Raw genomic sequence first — 20604 nt, 5'->3', positions numbered from 1 at the left:
GTTTATGACAGTAGGAGAAATAATAGACGCACTTGAAATTTTTGCACCACTAAGTTATCAGGAAGATTACGACAACTGTGGTTTATTAACCGGCAACAGACATGAGCAAGCCACGGGAGCACTGTTAACACTGGATTGCACCGAGGAAATTGTTGACGAAGCAATCGCGAAAAAATGTAATCTTATTATCGCACATCATCCAATTATTTTTAGCGGTTTAAAAAAAATAACAGGAAGCACTTATATAGAACGCACCATTATTAAGGCTATAAAAAATGATATCGCTATTTATGCTTGTCATACGAATTTGGACAACGTTAGGCTGGGTGTTAATAATAAAATCGCTGAAAAACTTGGCTTACTGAACGTAAAGATACTCGCTCCTAAAAAAAATCTACTTAAAAAAATTGTAAGTTTCGTTCCCGCTTCACATCATGAACTCGTTCTTAGAGCTTTATTTGCTGCAGGCGCCGGTAATATTGGTAACTACGATCAATGTAGTTTCAATTTAGAAGGTAATGGAACTTTTAGGGGTAATGAACAAAGCAAACCCTTTATTGGCAAAGCCAATGAATTAAGCAAAGAAAAAGAAATACGCATTGAAACCCTATTTGAATCCGCAAATCAAACAAAGATTATATCTGCTTTACTAGGCTCACATCCTTATGAAGAGATAGCTTATGATATATACACATTAGATAATAAGCATGCGCTAATTGGTAGTGGTATGATTGGTGAATTTGAGCAGCCCCTAAAGGAAATAGATTTTTTAAATCATGTTAAAAAAGTGTTTCAGGTGCCTACCATTAAACACACACATTTACTTCAAAAAAGCATAAAAAAGGTAGCAATTTGCGGCGGAAGTGGTCGGTTTTTGTTAAAAAACGCGATTTCTAGTGGTGCTGATGCTTATATAACCTCAGATTTTAAGTACCACGAGTACTTTGATGCTGAAAAAACACTTCTATTGGTAGACACAGGACACTATGAATCAGAACAATTTACACCAGAAATTTTTTATGATATAATTCAGAAAAAATTTACTACATTTGCAATCCATTTATCGAAAATTAATACCAATCCGATAAATTATTTTTAAGACTATGAGCGCAAAAATTAAAGAGAAAATAGATGCTTCGATTGAAGGAAAATTAAAAAACCTTTATCAATTACAATTAATTGACAGCAAGATCGATAAATTACGCACTATTCGTGGTGAATTACCTTTAGAGGTAAGTGATTTGGAAGATACAGTAGCAGGCTTAGAAACACGTCTTGCTAATGTTACAGAAGAAGTAGCTGAACTTGAAAATCAGTTAAACGAGAAAAAACAAAACATCAAAGATTTTCAAGCCAATATTAAAAAATACGAAGCTCAACAAAATAAAGTGCGTAACAATCGTGAATACGATGCTATCACTAAAGAAATTGAATTTCAAAATTTAGAAATTCAATTAGCTGAAAAGCGTACAAAAGAAGCGAAAGCCAGTATCGTTATTAAAGGCGAATTACTCGAGAAAAGTAAAATTGAATTTGAAGAACGCAGCAAAGATTTAAAAGCGAAAAAAAGTGAGCTTGAAGAAATTATTGCTGAAACTGAAAAAGAAGAAAAAGAATTATCAAAAGATAGTGAACAAGCATCTTCAACTATTGAAGATCGTTTATTGAATGCTTACAAACGTATTCGCGCAAATTCTCGTAACGGCCTAGCTGTTGTTGCGGTTGAACGTGATGCTTGCGGCGGTTGTTATAATAAAATTCCACCTCAACGTCAGTTAGATATTCGTTTAAATAAAAAAATTATTGTTTGCGAACATTGCGGTCGTGTACTTGTAGATGGTATGTTGATTCCAGATTCAGGTCTAGAAGACGTTGAAAAAGAAGCAGCAAAAAAAGCAGCCGCTGAAAAATAATTTAATTTTTTTCTTGAATAATTAAATTTAATCTGCTACATTTGCACACCAAAAAAATGGGAGCTTAGCTCAGCTGGTTCAGAGCATCCCGACTAACGTCGGGAGGGTCACTGAATCGAAGAAATAAGTTTGTTCTTTAAAAATAATGGGAGCTTAGCTCAGCTGATTCAGAGCATCCCGACTAACGTCGGGAGGGTCACTGAATCGAAGAAATAAGTTTGTTCTTTAAAAATAATGGGAGCTTAGCTCAGCTGGTTCAGACCCTCCCGACTAACGTCGGGAGGGTCACTGAATCGAAGAAACAAGTTTGTTCTTTAAAAATAATGGGAGCTTAGCTCAGCTGGTTCAGAGCATCCCGACTAACGTCGGGAGGGTCACTGAATCGAAGAAATAAGTTTGTTCTTTAAAAATAATGGGAGCTTAGCTCAGCTGGTTCAGAGCATCCCGACTAACGTCGGGAGGGTCACTGAATCGAAGAAATAAGTTTGTTCTTTAAAAATAATGGGAGCTTAGCTCAGCTGGTTCAGAGCATCCCGACTAACGTCGGGAGGGTCACTGAATCGAAGAAACAAGTTTGTTCTTTAAAAATAATGGGAGCTTAGCTCAGCTGGTTCAGAGCATCCCGACTAACGTCGGGAGGGTCACTGAATCGAAGAAATAAGTTTGTTCTTTAAAAATAATGGGAGCTTAGCTCAGCTGGTTCAGAGCATCCCGACTAACGTCGGGAGGGTCACTGAATCGAAGAAACAAGTTTGTTCTTTAAAAATAATGGGAGCTTAGCTCAGCTGGTTCAGAGCATCCCGACTAACGTCGGGAGGGTCACTGAATCGAAGAAACAAGTTTGTTCTTTAAAAATAATGGGAGCTTAGCTCAGCTGGTTCAGAGCATCCCGACTAACGTCGGGAGGGTCACTGAATCGAAGAAATAAGTTTGTTCTTTAAAAATAATGGGAGCTTAGCTCAGCTGGTTCAGAGCACCTGCCTTACAAGCAGGGGGTCACTGGTTCGAACCCAGTAGTTCCCACAAAAAGCCCCGCAACTGCGGGGCTTTTTTAATTTCAAGATGTTTCATCTTTATATATTATACTCAGAAACTCTAAATAAATATTACGTGGGTTGCACCGGTGATCTTTTAGAAGAACGTATTCGCAAGCATAACTCGAATCACAAAGGCTTTACAGGAGGTATTGGCGACTGGAAAATAAAATACTTTGAAGAATTTTTTACCAAAGAGGAAGCTTTGAAAAGAGAAAAACAAATTAAAAATTGGAAAAGTAGAAAACTTATTGAGAAATTGATTTCTCAGTCTAGCTCAGCTGGTTCGGAGCATCCCGATCCGTAGGATCGGGAGGGTCACTGGTTCGAACCCAGTAGTTCCCACGAAAGCCTCACAGTAATGTGAGGCTTTTTTGTTTTATAGATGTACTACACTTACATACTCTATTCCATTTCCAAAAATAAATATTACGTGGGTTGCACCGGTGATCTTTTAGAAGAACGTATTCGCAAGCATAACTCGAATCACAAAGGTTTTACAGGAGGTATTGGCGACTGGACGTTAAAATACTTTGAAGAATTTTTTACCAAAGAGGAAGCTTTGAAAAGAGAAAAACAAATTAAAAATTGGAAAAGTAGAAAACTCATTGAAAAATTTATTTTGAAGGTCTAGCTCTCCCGGTAGTTATCGGGAGGTTCAGAGCATCCCGATCCACAGGATCGGGAGGGTCACTGGTTCGAACCCAGTAGTTCCCACAGAAAACCTCGCAACTGCGGGTTTTTTAATTTTACGATGTTTCATCTCTATATCTTATTCTCGCCCACAAGCGATAAATATTACATCGGCGTTTAAACTGTTTTTAAAAAGCCGAAAAAGGTATACGATAACCAATCACACCCTGAATACCCATGTGAGTGAGGCTTGTGCCATCTAAAAAGGTTTTACTATATTGATATCTTGCCTCCGTGAATAATTTTCCTGGTCCCAAAGGTAGCGAGAACTCTAAACCCAAATTAGCACCCACATCGAAACCGTATTCGAAATTTTGACTACCAATAAGCATCGACTCAGAGTCTGAACTAGATTGGGTTTGACCAGAAGAATTAGTGCTGTTTGATTCGAATTGATAAGCTATTCTTGTTAACATCCCAAAACTTGGTCCTAGTAATACATTCACTCCAAACTTTTCTTTATTTACACCTAGTTTAAGCAAAAACGGAACCTCCATATAACCCAACCTTATTTTAGATACAGACTCATAACTCTCCCATTCAGTTCCATTATTTTGATAACCTTTTACGACCTGTGACGTTCCCTTACCAATATAATTAATCTCTGGCTGAATAGCGATTACCTTACTAAAACGAATTTCAAATGGGATACCCACATTTATATCTGTTAGAGTAGAATTAGAAATTTGTTCATTCACACCAAAATTATCGTCAAAACTCATTTTTGCAAAATTGGCTCCAATTTTAACTCCAATCGAAGTTTGCGCCCTTACATTAATTGAATTTACCAATACAATAATTACAACAAGCGTTGCAGTTTTTTTTAAAAGAGCTCTCATGTTTTTGTTTTTTATAATTAACGCAAATCAAAACTAAAAAGTATGAAGCGTATCAAGTATTAATTCTTGAGATATAAAATTAAACTAAGTAAGTTATATACTCTTAATTAGAAAGAGTTTTAACTATTCAGAATCAAAAAGAAAAGAAGGATTTCAGTTTATGAATTGTATTTATTAGCATTGTTATTAGTGTTTCTCAAATTCAGATTCTTTTGATTTTGAAAGTGGGATACGATAACCAATTACTGTTTGAATGCCACGGCTATTAATAGGAACGATCCACACACCAAAACCATATTGATATCTAAAGTCCGCAAATACTTTACCAGGACCTAGTTTGAAGGCAAGCTCAGCACCTGCATTAACACCGAAGTCGAAACCGGGAACAAAATTTTTTTCGCCAATACTAATTGAAGTTTCATCAGCTTCAGAGGTATTTTGACCAGAAGAACTGCCGTACGTATTATTCCACGCCAAACCTTCTTCTATTATAAATCCAAAACTAGGGCCAATCATAAAATTCACACCGAATTTTTCGCGATTCACTCCTAGCTTAAACAAGAGGGGAATATCAATACAATTAACTTTTGCTTTAATTGTTGAGGTTCTTCTCTCCCATCCATTAGTGTTAGTAGTGTATTCTACCCAAAACTTATCCCCGCCCTTTCCTATATAATTTAACTCCAATTGAATTGCGTACACTTTACTGATTCTAATTTCAATCGGAATTCCAATATTTAGACCATAACTATAAGAATTCAAAATATCTGAACGCTCCTCTCCAAATAATACAAAATTGTATTGCGAAAAATTTGCGCCAGTTTTAACACCTATAGAAATTTGTGCAGAGCTATCAAACGTATAAATACTTCCAAGGAAAACAAGTATGTTTGTGATTTTTTTGGTAAGTCCTCTCATGTCTTTTATTTTTAATAATTAATCAGAGGCAAAATTGAAGTAATTTATAGGACTTAGATAATTGGTTTTCGTAAGACTAAAATTAAAATAAGTATTTCTTATAAACTAAAAGTATTTTACGGCTAAACTATTTAAAATCGATACAGATTGGTTAATAGTTCCATTGAATTGGTAAAAACCGAAAATTAATTTTTTACGAATTGCATTTATTGCAAAAGAAAACAGGGATATTCATAACGAATACCAGGAAAAGAACTGGGAGTTTAACTTGAACCAACAATTATAGTTCGTGTGGTTTGAGATTTACCTAGCTCAATTCCTTACCAAAAATACTCTCACATAAAAAGCTGTGGTGTTGATGCTAAATAATGAATGCCTTAAATACTACTTCGAAAATTTTAGAAAATTAAAAAGAGAACCTATCAACTACATTTTATAAATCAAGTAGGCGTAATTTAAACTGACAGTTAGAAAAACACCCTCGCTTCATTACTAAAGCACATCGAACAAATTATGCTTTAAAACAAAAAGCACCAGACCCGTTTTTGATTTAATTCCAAATTTATCGAACACAGATTCTCTGTATCCATCTACAGTTCTGTGCTGCACTTTCATTTGATCGGCAATTTGTTCGTAGGTGTATTCTTTTTCGTGACAAACTAGTTTTAAAAATTCTCGTTCGCGAACAGATCTCAATGAGAAATTCGCTGAAATTGAAGTTAAAACAAATGCGGTTTCCCTTTGGGATAGCATTGCTGTGGGAACAAAAGAAAGCTACCTCTTGAAATTCATTGGTAAAAATCTTCACTATAAAAAAGGTGCCATGCTTTTCTGGGAATTAGGAAACTTCTCGTGTACATTTAGAATTCTCGGCGACACTGTCAACCACATCAAGGTTGGCCAGTATTGTTATAGCCTAAAATAAATTGCCTTTCGTGTTACATTTCGCAAAACCACATTACCCGAGCCGATTTTTTTCTCACAGTTCTCTACCCAAATCAAACGAAAAAACTTATCTTAACACACCCTTAGTGGAATATAAATTGTAGATGCAAACAAAACCCTTGAAACCAAAAAAGGCACTCAACAAAGCTTTTTTAAAAGTAAAGCCCAACAGAACTGAAATCGAAAGTTTCAAGGCTAACCTCATTACCCTACTCGATACAACCAACGATACCGAAAGCGAAGAGTTTCATAAAAACCTGGTAACCGACTTTTTAAAGAAAACCTATTACGACCCAAACCATTACATCAATACCAAAGGACGTAACGACCTTGTTATTCATAATGGGAATACAGCAAAAACTTCCGTTGCGGTAATTATTGAAGCCAAAAAGCCAACCAACAAAAATGAAATGCTCTCAAAAGAGGCCATTAACAAAAAAGCATTTCAAGAATTAATACTTTATTATTTAAGAGAAAGAATCACCCACAACAACCTCGAAGTAAAACACTTGGTTGCAACCAACATAAACGAATGGTTTATTTTTGACGCCACGCTTTTCGACAGACTATTTGCTCAAAACAAAAACTTCGTAAAACAGTTCACTGATTTTGAAGCAGGACGTTTAGCCGATACAAAAACCGACTTTTTTTACAAACAAATTGCTGAACCCTTCATTGAAGCAATAAGCTCCGAAATAGAATTTACTTATTTCAACATTCAAGAATATCAAAAACCTCTGCGAAACGATGATAAGGCAGACGATAATTCCTTAATCGCTTTATTCAAATTACTTTCGCCAGAACACCTTTTAAAACTTCCCTTCACAAACGACAGCAACAGCCTCGATAAACGTTTTTATTCGGAGTTATTGCACATCATCGGTTTAACAGAGACTAAAGAAGGAAGCAAAAAACTTATTGAACGTAATAAAGAAGGCGCAAGAAATTCAGGAAGCATTTTAGAAGATGCCATCATTCAATTAGACAGCCTCGATAAATTAAGCCGTTTAGATAAACCGCAACAATACGGCGACACGGTGCAAGAACGTTTATTCACGGTGGGCCTTGAGCTCTCTATTACCTGGATAAACCGTATTCTGTTTTTAAAGTTGTTAGAAGCCCAACTCATTACCTATCACAAAGGCGATAAATCGTATTCTTTTTTAAATCACGATAAGATTAAAAACTACGACGATTTAAACAGTTTGTTCTTTCAGGTTTTAGCACGCAAACACGATGACAGAAACGCCGATGTAAAAAAAGCCTTTGACAAAGTACCGTATTTAAACAGTTCTCTTTTTGAACCTACCGAAATTGAACAGTTGACTTTATTTATCAGCAACTTAAAAGATGATAAAACCATTCCTCTCATTTCTTCAACGGTACTTAAAAACGAACAAGGCAAAAAACGCACTGGCGAACTAACCACTTTAGAATACCTCTTTGAATTTTTAAACGCTTACGACTTTGCAAGCGAGGGTTCTGAAGAAATTCAAGAAGACAATAAAACCCTTATTAACGCTTCGGTTCTTGGTTTAATCTTTGAGAAAATAAACGGTTACAAAGACGGTTCCTTTTTTACACCCGGCTTTATTACCATGTACATGTGCCGCGAAACCATTCGCAAAGCTGTTGTGCAGAAATTTAACGAAGCAAAAAAATGGAACTGCACTAGCATTGAAGAGCTGTATGATAAAATTGAAGACCGTAAAGAAGCCAACGCCATTGTAAACTTCATTAAAATTTGTGACCCCGCCGTTGGTTCTGGGCACTTTTTAGTTTCGGCTCTTAATGAAGTAATTGCCGTAAAAAATGATTTAAGAATATTACAAGACCGCAGCGGCCAGCGCTTAAAAGAATATCATGTAGAGGTAGTAAACGACGAGCTCATTGTTACTGACGAAGAAAGTGAACTCTTTGAATACAATCCTACGAATAAAGAAAGCCAGCGCATTCAAGAAACTTTGTTTCACGAAAAACAAACCATCATCGAGAACTGCCTTTTTGGTGTAGACATTAACACCAACTCCGTAAAAATTTGCCGTTTGCGTTTGTGGATTGAATTATTAAAAAATGCATACTACAAAAACACTACCGAACTGGAAACCCTTCCCAACATCGATATTAACATTAAATGCGGTAACTCTTTGGTAAGCCGTTTTGCCATTGATGCAGATTTAAAACAAGCGCTTAGAAAAAGTAAATGGACCATTGACAGCTACCGAATTGCTGTTGACACATACCGCAATGCTGAAAGCAAAGAACAAAAGCGGGAAATGGAAAAACTGATTGCTGACATTAAATCAGATTTTACAAGTGAAATTTCTCAACGTGATCCAAAAATAATTAAACTTCAAAAAATACAATACGAGTACAATGTTTTGGTTGCGCCAAATATTTTTAAGGAAGATGAAGCCGCTTATGGGAATGAGAGCAATAAGAAAAAAGCGAAGGAGCGGGAAAAAGACCTAGAAAAGGAAATTGCAAAACTCACCAATGAAATTGAAGAAATAAAATCTAATAAGATCTTTGAAAACGCTTTTGAATGGCGTTTTGAATTTCCAGAAGTACTGAATGATGAAGGTGAGTTTATTGGTTTTGATGTATTAATTGGTAATCCTCCATACTTGAGTTATTATTCTGGCATGGCGGTATTTGTTGAACCAAAAGAGTATGAATTTTATGTAAACAACTACGAGTTTGTTACAAATAAAAAAGCGAAAAACAGGCTAAGCACTGTGATGCTCTTTTTAGAACTATCTACGAGATTATTAAAATTGAATGGCCGCTTCTCCAATATAATTGACATTAATATTTTTTCGCCAGCTTTTGAACCGATTAGAAAATATCTTCTCTCAAAAATTGACGTTGAAAAAATAGTAGCTAATTTATCTGTATTTGAAGGTGTTGGATCTGGGCAGGTATTGCTTTTTTACACAAACGAAAAAAAGCCAAATAATAAGATTAAATACAAAGTAGGTATTGACGGAAATTCTAATGATTTTGATCAAACTGACATTAACCAAAATAACAATTATAATTTTCAGTTTGACATAAACTCGGATTTGATTAAAAAAATCAAAAGTAATCATACTATTCTAGATAGTTGGTGCTATTTAATATCCGGCATGAATATCGGAGGAGTAAAAGATTATTTTTTATCAGAAACAAAGATTGACGACACTTATCATACTGCCATTTTTAGCGGTAATATATTTAGATATCAAATTGAATATCCAAATGAAGTCCAAACAAGAAATAAGCGAAATTATTTTATTCGGTTTGATAAAAATATTGAAAAATACATTTGGGATAACAAAGTTGGCACCCCAAGCATAGGGGCTGACGATACAAAATTCAAGAAAGAAAAATTGCTGATACGCCGGCCGTTAACAGGTGATGGCAAATTAGCGGCAGCATTTTCAGATAATGTTGACCATTATTCGGACGTAACAGTTTATATAATTAACGAAACTATTATTTCTATTAAATTTTTACTAGGAATTATTAATTCGAAAATTGCTACATGGTATTGCAGAAAAGCGGGTATAATTAGATTTGAGAAGGGACAGCAACCTCAAATTACAATAACTAAATTTAAGGAATTCCCAATTCCAGAAGCAAATGAAAACGCTATCGCTAAAATCATAGAAAAAGTGACACTTAGAACTAGTGAAACTGATAAAAATCAAATTGATAGAATTGAAAAAGAAATAGACCAGTTAGTTTACAAACTTTACGATTTAACAGAAGAAGAAATTGCTATTATAGAAAGTTCAACAAAGTAATAAATAGGCTTATTGCGCTTCACCAATAAAAGGTACTGCTAAAATTTATTCTAACAAATTAAAATGCAAACAGGATTTATAGATGGCATGATTAGTCCGCACGATATTAAGGAAGTCGCCGTTTTGTGCCAACCGGGCAAGCCAGTTAAAGTGTTTCATGAATTTTTAGAACTCTCAAAAAAGGACCAAACAAATGCCTTGCAGATAAGTTGCAACTTAAAATTATTGTTGCGTGTATGTAAATGCATAATGAGTATTAAAGATGACACTGCCCGTTTAGCCGTGCAATATTATTTGGGTGTGTTGCTTGATAAAAATTTTGATTTTAAGAATAGTTACGAATGGCAGGAATTAAAAACTGTGCTTTGTTATTGCACCTTTATGAAAAATACGCAAAGTCTCAAAGAATTTAAAAGGAAATTTAAAAGTGCACAACTCAATACCTGCTTAAACAAATACATACACACAGATGCAGTGAGTGCCAGTCGGAAGCGTTATTTGTTGGCTACGGCTGCGGTTACTCCCGTTCAGCATAGCGTCTCGCTAAGTCCTTTATAATAAGGCCTCTGGCTATAACCGCTTTGTATTCTAAATTGTAAATGATAATATCCTTTTAGAACTTTGGTGGATAAATAATAATTTAATAATTTCAAACTCAAAGCCCAGCCAATGAAGATACAATTAACCCTTAGCCTTTTCCTTTTTGCTTTATTTTTTCAAGCACAAAACGAAAAAGATTACACCCTATCAAAAGTAAAATCCTCTTCGGGTAAGTATGTATTTTCTAATTTGGAGCCCCTTGAACCAAACTCCAAAGCTTTTTATTTTCAAAATAAACTAAAATCTGGCGCATCGCTTGAAGAAAAAATGATTCAGAGTGTAAAAAATGCGATGAAGGAATCAGGTCTACAGGGCGGCGAACCTTTTGATGCGATAATTATTACTGACGGAGAATTAAGATCAAAGGCTGTTAAGTTTACTGAAACATCTCCTAGAAACGCATTGGCAAAAATAGGTTTTGTGCGAATGGGTGTTTATATATTTGTTGATTGTTTACCAAGTAATGAATACGATTACATTGCAACAATTAATTGTAAATGGCATACAAATCCGGATGAAAGAGACAAAGCTTTTTTAGAGTTGATTGAACGCGGCAAAAAGAAGTATTCGAATTTTGATGGCATAATTTTTAAAGATGACAACCATCAAACAGCCGATCTCATAAAATTCAGAGGACTAGAACTTAGCGGTGGTGGATTCAGAATTGGCGATAAAGCCATATTTGGTTCTTCGAAAGAACCACAATACGGTGAAGTGGTTCAATTAGATAATAAAAAACAATCGGCTAGTGTTAAGTTTCTGGATGAGTATGGTGACGACGCCATAAAGAAAGTAGATTACGCAAAATTAACTCCACTCAGTAACGAGCAATATGATAAGTATGCTCAGGAAATTCAAATTAAAATTGCCTTGCATAAGTTTGATGTTGCAGAAAAAGTTTCATGGGTAGATAGTAAAACTGCGATGTATGGAGAGGTTGTTAGCTTGAATTCCAGAAACCACGATGTCAATCTTAAATATCTAAACATTTATGGAGAAGAGAAAATTAAAACCCTCGACCGTTTAGAAGTGGAAAAACTACCAGAAGATAAATTTCAAACCATTAGAAAAAATGAGTTGGAAGAAATTGCTAAACATCAATTTAAACTTAGTGAAAAAATAATTTTTAAAGATGATAAACTTGTTAAATATGGAGAAGTAGTTGGTCTCAACGATCAAAATCACAAGGCCTCCATAAAACACTTGGGAGTTTTTGCTGAAGAACGCGTGAAAGATATTCCCTATTTAGAACTGGGAAAAACGAGTGAAGAATTATACAAAAATGGAATTGCAAAAGACATTGAAGCTGCTCAAAAATATAAATTTACAAGTGGCGAAAAAGTAAATTGGTCAAAGTCTGGTTTTCTTGGAACAAACTCTGAAATAGTTCCCTGTGAAATAATTTCAACAGATGACCTTAATCATAAAGCAACGGTAAAATATTTAACGAAAGACAATGTAGAAAAGCAAGAAACAGTTTCTCACCTTGATCTGACGAAAACGCAATAGCTGCAATTTCTTGTTATTTTTTTAGGTGTGTTTCCTTTGCATCGCAGTGATATTCATCAAAAATCCGTATCTTAGTAATATGGGTACGCTCAAAAAAATACTCAAAAAAGATCCTCTTCACATTAGTGACGATGATCATCCAAACAGACCAGACATTAGCGCTGAGGAATTTTCTCAAGCCATAAGTGAACTAAAAGCAAAGTTTGGCCTAAAACCCAACAAAACAATTCAAGAAAATAGTGCTTTTTCGGCTGGTATTATTGATGGCTTAAATTCTACAGAGGAATAAATTATCGTCTCTAAAGTTTCTATAGTTGGCAGAACCGATTGCCTTTTGATCTCAGCTAAATACTCGATTCACTTTGTTTTAAATGCCTCGGAATTTAGACAATAAAAAACGCAATCTCCTAACGGACTTCCGCGTGAGGGACCGCAGCGGCAGCTTGGTGAAGCAATTAATCAGAGCTGCAGCAGAGTGGAGGCTTTTGGCCTTAGCCAAAAGACCCCGCAGCTGCTTGTATTTAGCAGCTCTTATTAATTGCAAGCCAACTATAGCAGGACAAAAGTTCAGTGAACTTTTGGGCCAGATTGTGCGTTGGCCCGACCCATGTAGCGAAAGGCTTGCACTAATTTTATGAACAGCCTTTCTGCTTCATGGGGCACGCCCAAAAGCTAAGCAATAAACTAACAACAAATCGAGATACTACGTTTTTTATTGACACCTTTGAGTGTGCTAATGAAGCAGAAATTTTTCTTATAAAAAATAAAATATAATTTATCATGACTCAAGAATTACTGAAGTTATTTAAAATGGGACGAACCCGTTTAACGAATCAGCTCCCTCACATCAAAGAAAGTGATCTTCAAAAAAAATTACATCCAAATTCTAATTCCATTGGATTTTTATTGCGACATATTGGCGAAGTAGAACATTTGTTTGCTAAAAACGTATTTGGGTTAGAGATCCGTGTGATGGCTTCTACTATTGGTCAAGGCATTCATGATACAGGAAAATATACGGTACTTCAACCAGAGTTGAATCTTTTAAGCGATGCCGAATCTGTTTTGGAAGAAGCTATTTTAAAACAAAGTGATAACGATTGGCAATCGAATATTACCACTGCTGAATTTGGCACCATAACAAAATCTGAAGCATTAGGACGTATCATTACGCACTCTGCATATCATGCAGGACAGGTTGGATTGATTTTAAAATACGGAGCTTAATTTATTCTATTATTTCATTTTAATTGCTGTGAAGAATGACATTCATCTGGATCAAGCAAAATCCCTTTTTAAGAACTCAACACTCTAGCGCTAAAATAAACGCAATACAATAACGGGTTTCCGCGTGAGGCCTGGCAGTGGAAGCCCCAGCAAGGAATTTTGCTTAATGTTTGTTAGGCGAGGAGGCTTTTGTCCTGAAAAGCAAAATACCCCGCAGACTTGCAAACATAGCAAAGCCCTGTGGAGCTGGAGCGTAAAGCGCGACCCTTGAAGTGAAAGGCTCGCTAAAACTTTAAACAGCCTTTTGCTTCATGGGGTCAGCCCAATAAAAAATTTAAATCGTTTTTATTTTCGTTAGATCATGGTTCTGCAACAGAATAAGAACCCAAGAGTTAAGTATGTTACACTACTTTATTGATTGACTTTTAATTTGGCAGGCGACCTTTAAGCACGGTTTCATGTTTAAAAATGGATTTATTTTGTATAAAATTTAATTTTGGTTCTTATTCCAGAAAAATTTTCCCTGTACTAATTAATTTTTCACCACTCAACAATTTATAAAAATACATCCCCTTTGTTTTTTCACTTATGTCAATTTCTGTGACATTTGAATTTATTATGGTTGAATAAACTCTTTCTCCAAAAGCATTATACAAATAAAACTGTCCCTCAAAATTTGAATTTTGTAATTCAAAGGAAAATACTCCACTTCCAGGATTAGGATAAACTGATAAAGAATAATCTATCTTTTTTTTCGAAACTCCGGTGAGATTATTTACTTGCAAAATTGCTATGTTGGAAGTGTCTATGCAACTACCAATAGTAACGAGACATCGATATTTATTGTTATTATCTGATGAGTTAACACTCGAAAAAATAAGATTACTCGTATTTACTCCGCTATAATTGCCGCCATTATTAATATTTTGAAATATGCTACCTGATTGCAATTGCCATTGAAAATAAGCGGTAGGTTCAGACGAACTAATCGAAAATTGTGCAGTAGAGCCTGCGTTAATTGTGATGTTATTCGGCTGAGAATTTATTCTTCCAAGGTTTAAAGAACTCAAGTAAGCAATAGCAGTATTTGAAACTGGCCATTTCCAAGTGAGAAACAAAGAACTCAAGTCCGAATTCGCTGCCTGCGAACTGGCAATAACAAAATTATCTACGGCATCCTGAGTAGTAACTGCGTTGGGTCTTAAGTCGGCATATTTCCAAACATTTTCAATCCATTGCTTACCACAGTAATTATCTCGTAAATAAAAACAAAAGGATGCGAATAAATCCGTGGCGCCCAAGCTTGAGTTTGGCACCCCCTGCCCAACACCTAATGTATTTGCCCAATTTAGCGACGTATTGGCCATGTATGTTGGCAAGAGATTTATGACATTATTTTTAAATTGAGAAAAGGTCCATGAGTTAAAGGGTCCGCCCTGAACATGCGCAGCTTCCATAGCTATAAACCTCATGAATACAGCATATCCAGTGACAATGGGATCATTTGTTTGATATTTTAATTTAGAATCATAAAACCAAAAATTTCTTCCCAACTCATAAAAAGGAACCTGATCATATAAGTTTTGACCATCGATGAGGGAATACATATTTGTAAAATAGCTACTCAGCATCTCAATACCTGTAGCACCTAAATAGCCGCAACCGGCACCGCAGGTAGAAGCCACTTCAGCAATGGTGGATCTGCTATTTATGTACGTTACTCCCGGATTAGGGTTTGGTACTTTACCGGTACATAAAGCGTAGTAGTCATAGGCAGTATCCATTTTTAAAACCCAATTGTTCATGGTTACCGGGTTAAGCGTATTTGAACTGGACAACAACATTATTTTGTTGCCCTGCCACGAATAGAGAGATAGAGGCGCGCCTTGAAATGTAGTGTAGCTTTGAGCGGCTTGAGAAAAACAAATTATTGTAAATGCAATCGAAACTAGTGTTAATAGACTTTTCATTTGTGTGTTTTTTAAAATGGTGGAGGGGTCGAATCTAATTTACACGTTTTATCTAACTTAATCAAACTAATAATTAAACCCTTATGATGCCATTCATAGAGCACTTCTAATGTCATTATCGAATGCTAGTCTTAATTTTCGATGTATCCGCCCCATTCATTTTAGAGCGCAAGTGAATATTCTGTCAGAATACCTCATGTTTTGAATCAATTTTTCGTTTCTGAAAATCTATTTCCATCTACAATCGTTTTCGTTCATGAAATCTGTGCTTTATGTAAGTTTTTCAAAAACTTCTGTAATGTGTGGCTCTATCTCTGCCCTTATCTTGCATTGGATTAAAACCTTACAAAAAAGATTCTCAATCTGTAGAATGTTTTTCAATGTAGTGGTGACAGGATTTAAAACTAGTGATTACAAAAGGCATGGAGGAAAAAATAAAAACAGAACCTGTTCTTGCAAAAAAAGAACTCGTGGTTGAAAGTGTCAATAAACTATCTGCCGCTTTCAGCTCCTTTTTTGAGGAGGTTGCTTCCTTAACACTTTTCATGCTTCGTTTTTTTAAAGAAGCATTTGTTCCGAAATATGAATTAAAGGAATTCGCAAAACAAGCCTACTTGGTGGGTTACAAATCTTTTCCACTCGTAGCCATTACTGGCTTTATTATGGGCTTGGTATTAACCATTCAATCAAGACCAACCCTCGCCGAATTTGGCGCAGAATCGTGGTTACCGGCTATGGTAGCAGTGTCTATCATTCGCGAAATTGGTCCGGTGATTACTGCTTTAATTTTTGCAGGAAAAGTTGGCTCTGGTATTGGTGCAGAATTAGCGTCGATGAAAGTAACAGAACAAATCGACGCCATGGAAGTATCGGGCATCAATCCTTTTAAATACATTGTGGTTACTCGTATTATTGCAACTACCCTTATGCTTCCAATTTTAGTGGTGGCTGCAGATGTTATTTCTCTTTATGGCGCTTATGTTGGTGTAAACATTAAAGGAGATGTGAGTTTCAGTTTATTTCTCATTCAGGTTTTTGAAAAACTTAGTTTCATTGACATTGTACCTGCCCTTATTAAAACAGTATTTTTTGGTTTTGCCGTTGGACTCATTGGTTGTCATGCAGGATATAATTCTAATAAAGGAACCGAAGGTGTTGGAAAGGCTGCTAATTCAGCCGTAGTATTAGCATCACTGGTGATTTTTATTTTGGATATGATCGCTGTTCAAATTACCAGTTTATTTAGTTGAAGCAAATGGAAGAAGCGGTTATAAAAATTGAGCATTTAAAAAAATCATTTGGAAACAACGTTGTCCTTCAAGATATGAGTATTACGTTGGCCAAGGGAGAAAATTTGGTTGTACTTGGCAAATCGGGCAGCGGCAAATCTGTGTTTATAAAATGTATGGTAGGCTTGCTTGAACCCGATGAAGGAAAAATGAACATTCTTGGAAAAGATATTTTAGGTTTAAAAAGTAAAGAACTAAACGCCTTAAGAAAAAAAGTCGGCTTTCTATTTCAGAGTGGTGCGCTTTACGATTCTATGTCGGTAAAAGAAAATTTAGAGTTTCCATTACGCGATGAGAAAAAAATCACAAAAGAAGAAATGGATGCTCGTGTTGACGAAGCATTAGCTAATGTTGGTTTATCTGAAGCCATCCATAAAATGCCATCAGAGCTTTCGGGCGGTATGAGAAAACGCGTTGCTTTAGCACGAACACTCATTTTAAAACCTGAGATCATTCTTTACGATGAACCGACTACTGGACTTGACCCCATTACCTCAAAAGAAATTAGTGAATTAATGTTGGACGTTCAGAAAAAATTTAAAACGGCATCCATTATAATTACGCACGATGTAGAATGCGCTCGCTTAACCGCGAATCGTATAATTATCCTTAAAGACGGCGCAGCAGCAGCCGAAGGTACATTTGAAGAATTGTCAACTTCTAAAGATGAATGGATAACATCTTTTTTTAAACACAGTTAAAAGCAAAATCATGAAAAAAGAAACAACAAATAGCCTCAAACTAGGCGTTTTCGTAAGCGTAACAATTGCACTGCTCATGGGTGGTATGTATTACATTGGAAAAAGGCAACAACTTTTTGGAAGCACCTTTGAATTAACTGCTGTGTTTAAAGACATTGGAGGTTTACAAGTTGGAAACAACATTCGGTTTTCGGGCATTAATGTAGGTGTTGTTAATGATATTGTGCAAACTACTGATACTACCGTAAAAGTGACGATGCTAATTAATGACGATACGCGAAAATTTATTAAGAAAAACGCAAAAGCCATTGTTGGTTCAGATGGTTTGATGGGAAATAAAATAGTTGTTATCACACCTGGTACACCTGGTAAAATTCAAGTTGTGGATAAAGATGTTATTGAAACGTCACAACCGGTAAATATGGATGATATTTTATTTAAAATAAAAGTTACAGCAGACAATGCCGCGTGGATTACAGAAAATCTTGGTATTGTAATGGAAAATATTAAAGATGGAAAAGGAACGCTTGGGAAAATTTTGATGGATAGTACTTTCGCTGAAAACGTGGATGCAGCCATGGTAAATATTCAAAAAGGTGCCGGAGGATTTAAAAAAAATATGGATGCTGCTAGTCACAATATACTACTTAGGGGTTTTTTTAAGAAGAAAAAGAAAGACAACAAAAACTAAAATCCTCATAATAGAAAAAACATGCGTGCATCAGAAATACTGACTAGAATAAAACACATCACAGTAATTATTTGGCTGAAAATAAAACTCCAAGTCACGAAACTTTGTGACACAAAGTTCAAAAAGACTCTCTTAATTATCGCTGCTGCAATTATATTACTCATTCTTGCCATCATTTTATTTATATCTCCCCTATCCAAATACCTTGTTCAAAAATACGACCTGAAGTATTTAGGAAGAGAGATTACCATGGACTATGCCTATGTGAATCCTTTTACTGGATATGTCTACTTTCACAACGTAAATATTCGAGAAGCCAACACTGACAGTCTCTTTTTATCTGTTAAAGGTTTGAGCGCGAATTTTGAAATGCACAAACTCCTCGCCAAAACGTTCGAAATTTCTCACATCACACTTGATCAGCCCAAAGGGTTTATTGTTGTTGAAAAGGGGGTGTTAAATTTTCAAGATGTCATTACACGCTTCTCTTCAGAAAATTCAGAACCGTCAAAACAGCCTCTGCACTTAAGTATTTTACAAATAGCCATCATAAATGGCGATTTTATTTTTAAAGAAAACCAAGTTCCGGTAAATTACACCATTAAAAAGGTAAATATCTTAAGTGATGGATTTAAATGGGACAGCGATTCTATTTCCGGAACCGTTTCACTTAAGGGTGGGAAAACCGGAGGGGATTTAGCAGGAAGTTTTAGCATCAACTATAAAACGCTGGATTATCAATTTTCTGCACTCGCTCAAAAATTTGATCTTGAAATTATTAATCAATACCTCAATGAACTTTCAAATTTTGGAAGTTTCAGAGCATACGTAAATGCCGATTTACATGGAAAAGGAAATTTTCACGATAAAGAAGATATTGTCTTAAAGGGAATACTTTCAGTAAACGATATGCATTTTGGAAAAGATTCGCTTGAAGATTACGCGGCTTTTGATAAACTCATCGTGAGCGTGACTGAGTTGAGTCCTAAATACCACAAGTACCAGATTGATTCACTTATTTTGCATCATCCCTTTTTAAATTACGAACGTTATGATTACCTCGACAATTTCGAATACATGTTTGGTAAAAAAGGTGCCAAAATAAAAAATGTAAATGGCGATTCCCAAAAGTTTAACTTAATTATTGAAGTCGTTCGCTATGTAAAAGTATTGGTGAAGAATTTCTTTCACAGTTCATACAAGATTAATAAATTAGAAATTATTGATGCTGATTTGAAATACGAAGATTATACATTGGCTGAAAAATTTTCAGCTAGCGCTAAATCACTTCACATTTTTGCTGACTCCATAGATAAAACAAGAAAAAAAGTAGAACTACAACTTACTACCAATATAAAGCCTTATGGAAATGCGAATCTTCATTTAAGTATAAATCCCAAAGACAGTTCTGATTTTGATCTTGAATATGGCGTTAGTAATATTCCTTTAACGCATCTTAACCCTTTCTTGATCAAATACACGTCGTTTCCAATGGATCGTGGAACAATCGAAATAAAAGGGGCATGGCATGTTCGTAATGGTGAAATTCAAAGCAAAAACCAGCTTGTAGTAATAGATCCACGAATAGGTGAAAGAGTTAGAAACGATAATAATAGTTGGTTACCTATGCATTTTGCAATGTTCTTTGTAAGAGAACGGGGAAATGTAATTGACTATGACATTCCGATTAGCGGCAATTTAAAAAATCCAACATTTCATTACAAAGATGTAATTATTAACGCTCTTAAAAACTCATTTTTAAAACCAGCCACTGTAATATACAGAGAAGAGGTTAAAGAAAATGAAAAGCAGATTGAAAGATCTCTCTCGTTAAAATGGAATTTTCTTCAAGAGTCATTGTTATCTGAACAGATTGATTTTTTGGAAGAGCTCGCAACTTTACTAAAATCAGATCCAACTTTCTCTATAAGTATTAATCCCGAAATCTATATTGAAAAGGAGAAAGAATACATATTGTTTTTTGAAGCAAAGAAAAAATATTTTCTTTCTATAAATAAGGTAAATAAAGAAAATCTGACTATTAATGATTTAACTGAAATAAATGTAATGTCAAATAAAGATTCAATGTTTGTCAATTACGTCAATTCAAAAATTCAAGATCCAATGTTGTTTACATTACAGGATAAATGTTTAGCTTTAGTGACAAGAGCGACCGTTAATTCAAAATATGATTTAATAAGTCAACATAGAAGAGAGGCATTCATGTTTTATTTTACTAAGCTACAAAATAAAGGTCAGTTTAAACTGTTGAGAGAGGTTAACAAGATTCCTTACAACGGTTATTCGTCCTATAGGATTAGGTATACCGGAAAAATCCCTGAATCACTCCGTAAAGCTTCTGAAAGAATAAATGAAATGAATAATGAGACGCCGAGAAAAGAGTTTAAGGGTTTGCGCAAAAAAACCAAATTTGTTTAAACGTCAAACAAATTAGCTGATAAAATAATTAGTGCTCTATGATTTTCG

The 20604-nt window shown here is 35.2% G+C and carries 17 protein-coding genes and 2 tRNA genes; 15 read left to right on the top strand and 4 right to left on the bottom strand.

What is annotated here, in order from left to right; genetic code table 11:
• The first annotated feature begins 4 nt into the window (after nt 1-4).
• From P2086_RS09055 to P2086_RS09030, 6 genes are all read left to right on the top strand, one after another.
• Nucleotides 5-1099 carry a Nif3-like dinuclear metal center hexameric protein gene (locus P2086_RS09055; protein WP_317900128.1) on the top strand — a complete coding sequence of 365 codons (1095 nt, stop codon included), beginning with the start codon at nt 5-7 and terminating at the stop codon, nt 1097-1099.
• Nucleotides 1100-1103: 4 nt separating this feature from the next.
• Nucleotides 1104-1913: a zinc ribbon domain-containing protein gene (locus tag P2086_RS09050; RefSeq protein ID WP_317900127.1), complete on the top strand. Its 810-nt coding sequence runs from the start codon at nt 1104-1106 to the stop codon at nt 1911-1913.
• Nucleotides 1914-2861: 948 nt separating this feature from the next.
• Nucleotides 2862-2936 (top strand) — tRNA-Val (locus tag P2086_RS09045).
• A gap of 39 nt (nt 2937-2975) precedes the next feature.
• The gene (locus P2086_RS09040; RefSeq protein ID WP_317900126.1) at nt 2976-3254 is read left to right on the top strand and encodes a GIY-YIG nuclease family protein; all 279 of its coding nucleotides are present in this window, start codon (nt 2976-2978) and stop codon (nt 3252-3254) included.
• A tRNA-OTHER gene (locus tag P2086_RS09035) sits at nt 3222-3292 on the top strand. The genes P2086_RS09040 and P2086_RS09035 overlap by 33 nt, the downstream gene beginning before the upstream one ends.
• A gap of 40 nt (nt 3293-3332) precedes the next feature.
• Nucleotides 3333-3581 carry a GIY-YIG nuclease family protein gene (locus tag P2086_RS09030; RefSeq protein WP_317900125.1) on the top strand — a complete coding sequence of 83 codons (249 nt, stop codon included), beginning with the start codon at nt 3333-3335 and terminating at the stop codon, nt 3579-3581.
• Between the two features lie 187 nt (nt 3582-3768).
• On the opposite strand, the gene P2086_RS09025 is transcribed toward P2086_RS09030, so the two are convergent.
• The 3 genes from P2086_RS09025 to P2086_RS09015 form a co-directional block, all read right to left on the bottom strand.
• The gene (locus tag P2086_RS09025) at nt 3769-4479 is read right to left on the bottom strand and encodes a porin family protein (RefSeq protein WP_317900124.1); all 711 of its coding nucleotides are present in this window, start codon (nt 4477-4479) and stop codon (nt 3769-3771) included.
• A gap of 186 nt (nt 4480-4665) precedes the next feature.
• A complete protein-coding gene (locus P2086_RS09020; protein ID WP_317900123.1) occupies nt 4666-5397 on the bottom strand; it encodes a porin family protein in 732 nt (243 codons plus the stop codon).
• Between the two features lie 492 nt (nt 5398-5889).
• Nucleotides 5890-6150 (bottom strand): response regulator transcription factor, encoded by a 261-nt coding sequence (locus tag P2086_RS09015; RefSeq protein ID WP_317900122.1) that lies wholly within the window; start codon nt 6148-6150, stop codon nt 5890-5892.
• A 311-nt stretch (nt 6151-6461) separates the two neighbouring features.
• Here P2086_RS09015 and P2086_RS09010 point away from each other — a divergent pair, with 311 nt between their 5' ends.
• The 5 genes from P2086_RS09010 to P2086_RS08990 all read left to right on the top strand — a co-directional run bounded on the left by P2086_RS09010 (nt 6462) and on the right by P2086_RS08990 (nt 13466).
• A complete protein-coding gene (locus tag P2086_RS09010) occupies nt 6462-10130 on the top strand; it encodes a DUF7149 domain-containing protein (protein WP_317900121.1) in 3669 nt (1222 codons plus the stop codon).
• Nucleotides 10131-10193: 63 nt separating this feature from the next.
• Nucleotides 10194-10688 (top strand): hypothetical protein, encoded by a 495-nt coding sequence (locus P2086_RS09005; RefSeq protein WP_317900120.1) that lies wholly within the window; start codon nt 10194-10196, stop codon nt 10686-10688.
• Nucleotides 10689-10799: 111 nt separating this feature from the next.
• Nucleotides 10800-12239, top strand: a complete 1440-nt coding sequence (locus P2086_RS09000) for a hypothetical protein (protein ID WP_317900119.1) — start codon at nt 10800-10802, stop codon at nt 12237-12239.
• Between the two features lie 79 nt (nt 12240-12318).
• Entirely contained in the window at nt 12319-12528 is a 210-nt protein-coding gene (locus P2086_RS08995) for a hypothetical protein (protein WP_317900118.1), read from the top strand.
• A gap of 491 nt (nt 12529-13019) precedes the next feature.
• Nucleotides 13020-13466 carry a DinB family protein gene (locus P2086_RS08990; protein ID WP_317900117.1) on the top strand — a complete coding sequence of 149 codons (447 nt, stop codon included), beginning with the start codon at nt 13020-13022 and terminating at the stop codon, nt 13464-13466.
• Nucleotides 13467-13969: 503 nt separating this feature from the next.
• Here P2086_RS08990 and P2086_RS08985 read toward each other — a convergent pair.
• Nucleotides 13970-15436 carry a T9SS type A sorting domain-containing protein gene (locus tag P2086_RS08985; protein ID WP_317900116.1) on the bottom strand — a complete coding sequence of 489 codons (1467 nt, stop codon included), beginning with the start codon at nt 15434-15436 and terminating at the stop codon, nt 13970-13972.
• 545 nt (nt 15437-15981) lie between these two features.
• On the opposite strand from P2086_RS08985, the gene P2086_RS08980 reads away from it, so the two are divergent.
• Genes P2086_RS08980 through P2086_RS08965 form a run of 4 tightly spaced genes read left to right on the top strand, consistent with a single transcriptional unit; the run spans nt 15982 to nt 20556 of the window.
• On the top strand, nt 15982-16686 hold the full coding sequence (locus P2086_RS08980; protein ID WP_396127471.1) for an MlaE family ABC transporter permease: 705 nt from the start codon (nt 15982-15984) through the stop codon (nt 16684-16686).
• A 5-nt stretch (nt 16687-16691) separates the two neighbouring features.
• Nucleotides 16692-17426: an ABC transporter ATP-binding protein gene (locus P2086_RS08975; protein ID WP_317900114.1), complete on the top strand. Its 735-nt coding sequence runs from the start codon at nt 16692-16694 to the stop codon at nt 17424-17426.
• Nucleotides 17427-17436: 10 nt separating this feature from the next.
• Nucleotides 17437-18117, top strand: coding sequence for an MlaD family protein (locus P2086_RS08970; RefSeq protein WP_317900113.1), 681 nt, complete (start codon nt 17437-17439; stop codon nt 18115-18117).
• Between the two features lie 21 nt (nt 18118-18138).
• Nucleotides 18139-20556, top strand: a complete 2418-nt coding sequence (locus P2086_RS08965) for a DUF748 domain-containing protein (protein WP_317900112.1) — start codon at nt 18139-18141, stop codon at nt 20554-20556.
• The last annotated feature ends 48 nt before the right edge of the window (nt 20557-20604 follow it).

It is taken from the genome of Aurantibacillus circumpalustris, from assembly GCF_029625215.1.
In the GTDB taxonomy this organism is placed as follows: Bacteria; Bacteroidota; Bacteroidia; order B-17B0; family Aurantibacillaceae; genus Aurantibacillus; species Aurantibacillus circumpalustris.
Note: the sequence above shows the minus strand (reverse complement) of the source record. Positions and strands in the feature narration are given on the sequence as shown.